We start from the raw sequence: 8,671 nt of genomic DNA on the forward strand, positions 1-8,671 counted from the left end.
GTGCCGGTACATCCGCCCGCATCCGGACGGATCTCGGCGGGGTCGAGAGGTGCGGGTGGGTTCTGATCCGTCCGGCCTGCGGGCATGTGATGTACCGGCACGGCCCCTCCCGTGCGTACCCGGCTGCGGGCGCTTCGTGGTGACCGGTCCGGTGTGCGGGACGTGTCCCGCACACCCCACGGCCCGCGGACGCCACGGCGTGACCGGCGGCCCGTGCGGCCGGTGTGGTGCACACTGGCCAGATCCGCACCATCCCAGGGAGCGCACCGTGATCAACGGCGAAGGACCGTTCCGCCAGGCCCATGTCGACCCGCTCGCCGGACTGCGCACGGCCGACGACCCGCCCTGGGACGTCTACCTGACCGGCACGGTGTTCCTGGACATCATCTTCACCGGGCTCGATTCCGCCCCCGTGCGCGGCACCGAGTCCTGGGCGCGCGGCATGGGGTCGAGCCCCGGCGGCGTCGCGAACATGGCGACCGCCCTCGCCCGGCTGGGGCTGCGGACCTCCCTGGCCGCCGCCTTCGGGGACGACCACTACGGGGAGTACTGCTGGGACGCCCTGGAGCAGGGCGAGAACATCGATCTGACCCCCTCGCGGACCGTGCCCGGCTGGCACTCGCCGGTCACCGTGTCGATGGCGTACGAGGGCGAGCGGACCATGGTCAGCCACGGTCACGAGGCACCTCTGGAGGAGCCCGCACCGGACCGCCCGCCGCACGCGCGTGCCGCCGTCGCCTCGCTGACCCCGGGGGTCAGCGCGCCCTGGATCGAGCAGGCCGCGAGCCGGGGCACCCGGATCTTCGCGGACGTCGGCTGGGACGACACCGGCCGCTGGGACCTGGCGGGGCTCGCCGACCTGGCGCACTGCGAGGCGTTCCTGCCGAACGCCGAGGAGGCCATGCGCTACACCGGGGCCGACTGCCCCCGCGCGGCGGCGCACGCGCTGGCCGAGCACGTGCCGCTGGCGGTCGTCACCCTCGGCTCCGACGGCGCCTACGCCGTGGACGGGCGCTCCGGGGAGAGCGCCGAGGTCCCCGCGATCGCCGTCGAGGCGCTGGATCCCACGGGGGCCGGGGACGTCTTCGTCGCCGGGTTCGTCACGGGGACCCTGGCCGGCTGGCCGCTCGCCGACCGGCTCGCCTTCGCCGGGCTGACCGCCGCGCTCTCCGTCCAGGAGTTCGGCGGATCGCTGTCGGCGCCCGGCTGGTCGGAGATCGCCGCCTGGTGGCGCCGGGTCCACTCGGTCGCCGACCAGGATCCGGCGGCCCTGAGCCGGTACGCCTTCCTGGAGGGCCTGCTCCCCGAGGTCACCCGACCCTGGCCGCTGCGCCGGGCGGTGCCCACGATCGGATTCGGCCGCTCGGTCTGAGCGTGTCCTCAGGTCACGACCTCGTCACCGGAAGAAAAGCCCTACGGGTCCGCGAGCGCCGCGACGTACGCTGGACACGCAAGGCTGCCCGTGTGGCAAGCGTGCCGACCGAGGAGGATACGCAGGCCTACAGAGCCGGCCCATGACTCAGACACCCACAGCTCACGGCCCCGCCCAGGGGCAGGCGCGCGCGCACTTCACCGTCCCGGCCAAGCACCCCATGGTGACCGTTCTCGGTTCCGGAGACGCCCTGCTGCGCGTGATCGAGAAGGCCTTCCCGGCGGCCGACATCCACGTCCGGGGCAACGAGATCAGCGCGGTGGGCGACGCGGGTGAAGTCGCTCTCGTCCAGCGCCTGTTCGACGAGATGATGCTGGTGCTCCGCACGGGGCAGCCCATGACGGAGGACGCAGTGGAACGCTCGATCGCCATGCTCAGGGCGAGCGAGAACGGGACGGGCGACGGCCAGGAGACCCCGGCCGAGGTGCTCACGCAGAACATCCTGTCCTCGCGGGGCCGCACGATCCGCCCCAAGACGCTCAACCAGAAGCGCTACGTCGACGCCATCGACAAGCACACGGTCGTGTTCGGCATCGGCCCCGCCGGCACCGGCAAGACGTACCTCGCCATGGCGAAGGCCGTCCAGGCGCTCCAGTCCAAGCAGGTCAACAGGATCATCCTGACCCGTCCGGCGGTCGAGGCCGGCGAGCGGCTCGGGTTCCTGCCCGGCACGCTCTACGAGAAGATCGACCCCTATCTGCGCCCGCTCTACGACGCGCTGCACGACATGCTCGACCCCGACTCGATCCCGCGCCTGATGGCAGCGGGCACGATCGAGGTCGCGCCGCTGGCGTACATGCGCGGCCGGACGCTCAACGACGCCTTCATCATCCTGGACGAGGCCCAGAACACGAGCCCCGAGCAGATGAAGATGTTCCTCACCCGGCTCGGCTTCGACTCGAAGATCGTGATCACGGGTGACGTGACGCAGGTCGACCTCCCGAGCGGCACGAAGTCGGGTCTGCGGCAGGTCCAGGACATCCTGGAGGGCGTCGAGGACGTCCACTTCTCGCGGCTCACGTCCCAGGATGTCGTCCGGCACAAGCTGGTCGGCCGTATCGTCGACGCGTACGAGAAGTACGACAGCGAGAACGGCACCGAGAACGGCTCGCACAAGAGCCGGGGCCACAAAGGGAAGTAGACCAGCACAGCCATGTCGATCGACGTCAACAACGAGTCCGGAACCGAGGTCGACGAGCAGGCGATCCTCGACATCGCCCGCTACGCGCTCGCACGCATGCGCATCCACCCGCTCTCCGAGCTCTCGGTGATCGTCGTCGACACCGAGGCCATGGAGCAGCTGCACATCCAGTGGATGGACCTGCCGGGACCGACGGACGTCATGTCCTTCCCGATGGACGAGCTGCGCCCGCCGTCGAAGGACGACGACGAGCCGCCGCAGGGGCTGCTCGGCGACATCGTGCTCTGCCCCGAGGTCGCCGAGCGCCAGGGCAAGGACGCCCCGACGCAGCACTCCATGGACGAGGAACTCCAGCTCCTCACGGTCCACGGCGTGCTGCACCTGCTCGGCTACGACCACGAGGAGCCCGACGAGAAGGCCGAGATGTTCGGTCTGCAGGCCGCCCTCGTGGACGGCTGGCGCGCGGAGAAGGGCCTCACGGGTCCGTCTCCGGCCCCGACCGTGTCATGACCCCACAGCTTGCCGTCGGTGCCGTCGTCCTGGTCGTCGTCGCCTGGCTCGCCGCCTGCGCGGAGGCGGGCCTCGCGCGCGTCTCCAGCTTCCGTGCCGAGGAGGCGGTCCGCGCCGGCCGGCGCGGCAGCGCCAGGCTCGTCCAGGTCACCGCGGACCCGACGCGCTATCTGAACGTGGCGCTGCTGGTCCGCGTGGTCTGCGAGATGGCGGCCGCCGCGCTCGTCGTCTTCGCCTGCCTGAAGGAGTTCGACAAGACCTGGCAGGCCCTCGCCGTCGCCATCACCGTCATGGTGCTCGTCTCGTACGTCGCGGTCGGCGTCTCGCCGCGCACCATCGGCCGCCAGCACCCGCTGAACACCGCGACGGCGGCGGCGTACGTCCTGCTGCCGCTCGCCCGGATCATGGGCCCGATCCCGCCGCTGCTGATCCTCATCGGCAACGCGCTCACCCCCGGCAAGGGGTTCAGGCGCGGCCCGTTCGCCTCCGAGGCGGAACTGCGGGCGATGGTCGACCTCGCCGAGAAGGAGTCGCTCATCGAGGACGAGGAGCGCCGCATGGTGCACTCCGTCTTCGAACTCGGCGACACCCTCGTGCGCGAGGTCATGGTGCCCCGCACGGACCTCGTGGTCATCGAGCGCTACAAGACCATCCGGCAGGCCCTCACCCTGGCGCTGCGCTCGGGCTTCTCGCGCATACCCGTCACCGGCGAGAACGAGGACGACATCGTCGGGATCGTCTACCTCAAGGACCTGGCCCGCAAGACGCACATCAGCCGTGACGCCGAGTCCGAGCTGGTGTCCACGGCCATGCGTCCCGCCGCGTTCGTGCCCGACACCAAGAACGCCGGCGACCTGCTGCGCGAGATGCAGCAGGAGCGCAACCACGTCGCCGTCGTCATCGACGAGTACGGCGGCACGGCCGGCATCGTCACCATCGAGGACATCCTCGAGGAGATCGTCGGCGAGATCACCGACGAGTACGACCGGGAGCTGCCGCCCGTCCAGGAGCTCGGCGACGACCGCTTCCGGGTGACCGCCCGCCTCGACATCACCGACCTCGGCGAGCTGTACGGCTTCGAGGCCTACGACGACGAGGACGTGGAGACCGTCGGCGGGCTGCTGGCCAAGGCCCTGGGGCGGGTGCCCATCGCCGGTGCCTCCGCGGTCGTGAAACTGCCCGACGGGCGCGAGCTGCGGCTCACCGCGGAGGCCGCGGCCGGCCGCCGGAACAAGATCGTCACGGTGCTCGTCGAGCCGGTCGGCCCGGCGGACCCCCCGCAGGAGGAGAAGCCGGAGTGACCCCGCAGCAGCTGCGCGCGTTCTGCCTGTCCTTCAACGCCACCGTCGAGGACTTCCCCTTCAACCCCGAGACCTCGGTCTTCAAGGTGCTGGGCAAGCTCTTCGCGCTGACGAACCTGGACGGGCGCCCGCTCACGGTCAACCTGAAGTGCGACCCGGACGACGCGATCCGGCTGCGCGAGCAGCACCCGGGGCTGATCGTCCCCGGCTATCACATGAACAAGCGGCACTGGAACACGGTGACCGTCGACGGCGAGCTCCCGGACCGCCTGGTCCGGGAGCTCGTCGAGGATTCGTACGATCTCGTCGTGGCCGGTCTGCCGCGGGCCGAGCGGCTGCGCCTCGACCGTCCCTGAACCGGGGCGGACGGGCGCCGCCCTCAGCGCTCCCGCGCCGCGCTCCCGCGCCCGAGTCCGACCGCGATCAGCGCCGCCGCCGCGAGCACGATCGCCGCGTCCAGGGCGAGGACCGTGCGGACGCCGCCCAGCAGGTCGTCCGACGTGGTCGCGAGGACCCCGAGGAGCGGGATGCCGACGGTGATGCCCACCTGCTGGGTGGAGGTCACCAGACCGGTGGCCAGGCCCTGCTCCTCGTCGGGGACGCCCGAGGTGACGGTCAGGCCGTACGAGACGATCGCGCCCAGGTGGCACACGCTGGCCAGCGACACCCCGGCGGTGGCGATCCAGACCGACCAGGTGTGCGCGTTCAGCAGCAGCATCCCGGCCACGAACATCCCCTGGCCGGCCAGCGAGCCGGCCAGGGTGCGCCGGGCGCCGAAGCGGCCGATGACCTTCGGGGCGTACATCCCGGCGACGGCGGACAGCCCGCCCTGCACACCGAAGACCAGGCCCGTCTCGAAGGCGGAGAGGCCGAGCGTCCCCTGGAGGTAGAGGGTCAGCACGAAGATGACCGTCGACATCATCGAGAAGGTGACCAGGCCGCCCAGGTTGCCCCACGCCACCGTGGGGCGGCGCAGCATCCCCAGGCTGACGAGCGGGGCGTCGGCACGGGACTCGACCAGGACGAAGGCGCCGAGCAGCAGCACGCCCAGGGCGAGCGTCGTGATGACGTCCGCGCCGCCGAAGCCGCGCTCCGCCGCCGTGGACAGCGCGTAGATCAGGGACAGCAGGCCGCCGGTGACGGTGACCGCGCCGGGGACGTCCAGGCCGGGGCGGTCCGCCGCGTCCGTGCGCCGCGGGCGGGACGCGGGCAGCAGACCGGTGGCGAGCGGCAGCACGATCAGCGCGAACAGCGACAGCAGCCCCATCGTCGAACGCCAGCCCAGTACGTCGGTCAGGACGCCGCCCGCCACCATGCCGGTCGTGAAGCCGAGCGACAGGAGCGTGCCGGAGATGCCGAGCGCGCGGTCACGCGCGGGACCCTCCGGGAAGGTCGTGGTCAGCAGCGACATGCCGGTCGGCACGATCGCCGCCGCGGCGAGCCCCTGTAGGGCCCGTCCGGCCAGGAACGACGCCGGGTCCCAGGAGAAGGTCGCGAGCAGCGAGGCCGCGCCGAACACGGTCAGTCCGGTGAGGAAGAGCCCCCGGCGGCCGAACAGGTCGCCGATGCGGCCGAAGAGGAGCAGGAAGCCGCCGGAGGGCAGTGCGAAGGCGGTGACGGCCCACTGGAGCGCGGACGGGCTCATGCCGAGGTCCCGGCCGAGCACCGGCAGCGCCACGTTCAGGACGGAGAAGTCCAGCGCGACCATGAACTGCGCGGCGCACAGCACGAAGAGCACGAGTGCGTCGCGCCCGGACAGCCGGTCCGCGCGCGGTGGCCGGCCGCCCCCGGAGCGGACGGGGGAAGCGGAGGAGGTCTCGGCCCGGGGGCCGTTCGTGGTGCCCGGATCGATGCCCGGCGTGCCGTCGCCGGGGGTGCGGGTCGTGGGTTGCGCGGTCGTCTTGGTGGTCATGGCAAGAGCTTGCGGCGGCCGGAATATCCGTGGGGAGCCGGAACTTATGCTGGTGGCCGCACCACCAGTCACCGAAGGGGGAGACACGTGACGGAGGAGGCGCCGAAGGTCCAACGACGCCCGGAACTCCGCGAGTTCCTGATGAGCCGCAGGGCGCGGGTGTCACCGGCCGAGGCCGGGCTCCCGGACGGTGGCGCCCGCCGCCGCACACCGGGGCTGCGCCGCGAGGAGGTCGCCGTCCTCGCGGGTGTGGGCGCCTCCTGGTACCAGTGGCTGGAACAGGGACGGGACATCTCCGTGTCGCCGCAGGTCCTCGACTCCGTGGCCCGCGTGCTGCGGCTCAGCAACACCGAGCGGCGCCATCTGTACACGCTGGCCGGACTCAACCCGCCCGCTCCGGAAGTCGCCCCGGGGGACCGGGACATGTGCGACGGGCTGCGGCGGCTGATCGACACGTGGATGCCGTACCCGGCGCACATCATGGACCCGTACTACAACTGCGTCATGTACAACGACGCCGCCGCGGTGGTCCTCGGCATGCGTCCGGAGATCACCCAGAACTGCGTCCTCGACTTCTTCACCGACGCCCTCTACCGGGGCCGTTCGCACACCTGGGAGCGCAACGCCCGCAGCGTCGTGGCCCAGTTCCGCGCGTCGTGCGCCGCCGCGCCGGACGACGAGGGGTTCCGCGAGCTGCTGGCCCGACTGACCGAGGAGAGCCCCGAGTTCGCGGAGCTGTGGGACCGGCGGGACATCGAGGAGGCCGGGCAGATCCGCAAGGAGCTCGACCACCCCCTGGTGGGACTGCTCGCCGTCGAGTCCACCGCGATGAAGGTGCCCGCCCGGCCCGACCTCACGATCGTGCTGCACGCGCCGCTGCCGGAGGCGAACACGGCCGCGAAGCTGGAGTGGCTCGCCTCGCCGGAGGGGCGCCGGGGATCGATGTACCCGGTGGCCGGGTGACCCTTCGGCGGAGGACGGCGCCGGCACTTCGTATGCTCTGGTCATGACCGACAGCAGCGCGCTCGACCCCGAGGACCGCAAGATCGTCACCCTGGCCCGTTCCGCGCGGGCCCGCAACGGTGTGCCCGAGGGCGCGGCCGTACGCGACGAGACGGGACGCACCTACGTCGCCGGGACCGTGGAGCTCGAGTCCCTGCGGCTGAGCGCCCTGCGGACGGCCGTCGCGATGGCCGTGGCGTCCGGGGCGAAGTCCCTGGAGGCGGCGGCCGTGGTGTCCGAGGCCGAGACCGTCGGCGACGCGGACCGCGCGGCCGTACGGGATCTGGGCGGCCCCGGGACGCCGGTGCTGCTGGCCGGGCCCGACGGCGCCGTGCGCGTGACGGTGACCGCGGGCTGAGGAGCCCCCGCCGGTACCCGAGGACGCCGACGCCGGAGGACGCCGGCACCGGAAGACAGGAAAGGACGGCCCGGACACCGGGCCGTCCTCGAAGCGCGAGCCGCCTCAGAAGCCGAGCTTGCGCAGCTGCCGGGGGTCGCGCTGCCAGTCCTTGGCGACCTTCACGTGCAGGTCGAGGAAGACCGGCGTGCCCAGCAGGGCCTCGATCTGCTTGCGGGACTTGATGCCGACGTCCTTCAGGCGCTTGCCCTTGGGGCCGATGATGATGCCCTTCTGGCTGGGGCGCTCGATGTAGACGAAGGCGTGGATGTCCAGGAGCGGCTTGTCCGCGGGACGGTCCTCGCGCGGCAGCATCTCCTCCACCACGACGGCGATGGAGTGCGGGAGCTCGTCGCGGACGCCCTCCAGCGCGGCCTCGCGGATCAGCTCCGCGATCATGACCTGCTCGGGCTCGTCCGTCAGGTCGCCCTCGGGGTAGAGGGCGGGCCCCTCCGGCAGCAGCGGGACGATCAGGTCGGCCAGCAGACCCACCTGCTTGTCCCCGACCGCCGACACCGGGACGATCTCCGCCCACTCGAAGCCGAGCTCCCGGCCGAGCTGGTCGATCGCGATGAGCTGTTCGGCGAGCGTCTTGCTGTCGACGAGGTCGGTCTTGGTGATGATCGCGATCTTCGGCGTCTTCTTGATCGACGCCAGTTCCTTCGCGATGAAACGGTCACCGGGACCGAGCTTCTCGTTCGCGGGCAGGCAGAAGCCGATCACGTCGACCTCGGCCCAGGTGGTGCGGACGATGTCGTTGAGCCGCTCGCCCAGCAGCGTGCGCGGTTTGTGCAGGCCGGGGGTGTCGACGAGGATCAGCTGCGCGTCGGGCCGGTGCACGATGCCGCGCACGGTGTGCCGCGTGGTCTGCGGCTGGTTCGCGGTGATCGCGACCTTCTGGCCGACCAGAGCGTTCGTGAGGGTGGACTTGCCCGCGTTGGGGCGGCCCACGAAACAGGCGAAGCCGGCGCGGTGG

Annotated in this window: 9 protein-coding genes; 7 read left to right on the forward strand and 2 right to left on the reverse strand. The window is 71.7% G+C overall.

Features of this window, described 5'->3' with window-relative positions:
• The first annotated feature begins 268 nt into the window (after nt 1-268).
• From CW362_RS41825 to CW362_RS41845, 5 genes are all read left to right on the forward strand, one after another.
• Nucleotides 269-1,372: a carbohydrate kinase family protein gene (locus CW362_RS41825; RefSeq protein WP_103554816.1), complete on the forward strand. Its 1,104-nt coding sequence runs from the start codon at nt 269-271 to the stop codon at nt 1,370-1,372.
• 142 nt (nt 1,373-1,514) lie between these two features.
• Nucleotides 1,515-2,573 carry a PhoH family protein gene (locus CW362_RS41830; protein ID WP_103554817.1) on the forward strand — a complete coding sequence of 353 codons (1,059 nt, stop codon included), beginning with the start codon at nt 1,515-1,517 and terminating at the stop codon, nt 2,571-2,573.
• A 12-nt stretch (nt 2,574-2,585) separates the two neighbouring features.
• A complete protein-coding gene (gene ybeY, locus CW362_RS41835) occupies nt 2,586-3,083 on the forward strand; it encodes an rRNA maturation RNase YbeY (protein WP_103554818.1) in 498 nt (165 codons plus the stop codon).
• Nucleotides 3,080-4,384, forward strand: coding sequence for a hemolysin family protein (locus tag CW362_RS41840; protein ID WP_103554819.1), 1,305 nt, complete (start codon nt 3,080-3,082; stop codon nt 4,382-4,384). The genes ybeY and CW362_RS41840 overlap by 4 nt, the downstream gene beginning before the upstream one ends.
• Nucleotides 4,381-4,740, forward strand: a complete 360-nt coding sequence (locus CW362_RS41845; protein ID WP_103554820.1) for an MmcQ/YjbR family DNA-binding protein — start codon at nt 4,381-4,383, stop codon at nt 4,738-4,740. The genes CW362_RS41840 and CW362_RS41845 overlap by 4 nt, the downstream gene beginning before the upstream one ends.
• A gap of 23 nt (nt 4,741-4,763) precedes the next feature.
• On the opposite strand, the gene CW362_RS41850 is transcribed toward CW362_RS41845, so the two are convergent.
• Nucleotides 4,764-6,296, reverse strand: coding sequence for an MFS transporter (locus CW362_RS41850; protein ID WP_103554821.1), 1,533 nt, complete (start codon nt 6,294-6,296; stop codon nt 4,764-4,766).
• A gap of 141 nt (nt 6,297-6,437) precedes the next feature.
• Here CW362_RS41850 and CW362_RS41855 point away from each other — a divergent pair, with 141 nt between their 5' ends.
• Nucleotides 6,438-7,259, forward strand: coding sequence for a helix-turn-helix transcriptional regulator (locus CW362_RS41855; protein WP_103554823.1), 822 nt, complete (start codon nt 6,438-6,440; stop codon nt 7,257-7,259).
• 43 nt (nt 7,260-7,302) lie between these two features.
• Complete coding sequence (locus tag CW362_RS41860; RefSeq protein ID WP_103554822.1) at nt 7,303-7,656, forward strand: cytidine/deoxycytidylate deaminase family protein; 354 nt, start codon at nt 7,303-7,305, stop codon at nt 7,654-7,656.
• A gap of 105 nt (nt 7,657-7,761) precedes the next feature.
• On the opposite strand, the gene era is transcribed toward CW362_RS41860, so the two are convergent.
• On the reverse strand, nt 7,762-8,671 hold a 910-nt coding region (gene era / locus CW362_RS41865), incomplete at its 5' end, for a GTPase Era (protein ID WP_103554824.1).

The organism is Streptomyces populi, from assembly GCF_002911015.1.
Taxonomy (GTDB): domain Bacteria; phylum Actinomycetota; class Actinomycetes; order Streptomycetales; family Streptomycetaceae; genus Streptomyces; species Streptomyces populi.

Coding starts and splice junctions, on each gene's coding strand:
- CW362_RS41840 (WP_103554819.1), top strand. CDS start 3,080: ATGACCCCACAGCTTGCCGTCGGTGCCGTCGTCCTGGTCGTCGTCGCC.
- CW362_RS41860 (WP_103554822.1), top strand. CDS start 7,303: ATGACCGACAGCAGCGCGCTCGACCCCGAGGACCGCAAGATCGTCACC.
- CW362_RS41830 (WP_103554817.1), top strand. CDS start 1,515: ATGACTCAGACACCCACAGCTCACGGCCCCGCCCAGGGGCAGGCGCGC.
- CW362_RS41850 (WP_103554821.1), bottom strand. CDS start 6,296: ATGACCACCAAGACGACCGCGCAACCCACGACCCGCACCCCCGGCGAC.
- CW362_RS41855 (WP_103554823.1), top strand. CDS start 6,438: ATGAGCCGCAGGGCGCGGGTGTCACCGGCCGAGGCCGGGCTCCCGGAC.
- ybeY (WP_103554818.1), top strand. CDS start 2,586: ATGTCGATCGACGTCAACAACGAGTCCGGAACCGAGGTCGACGAGCAG.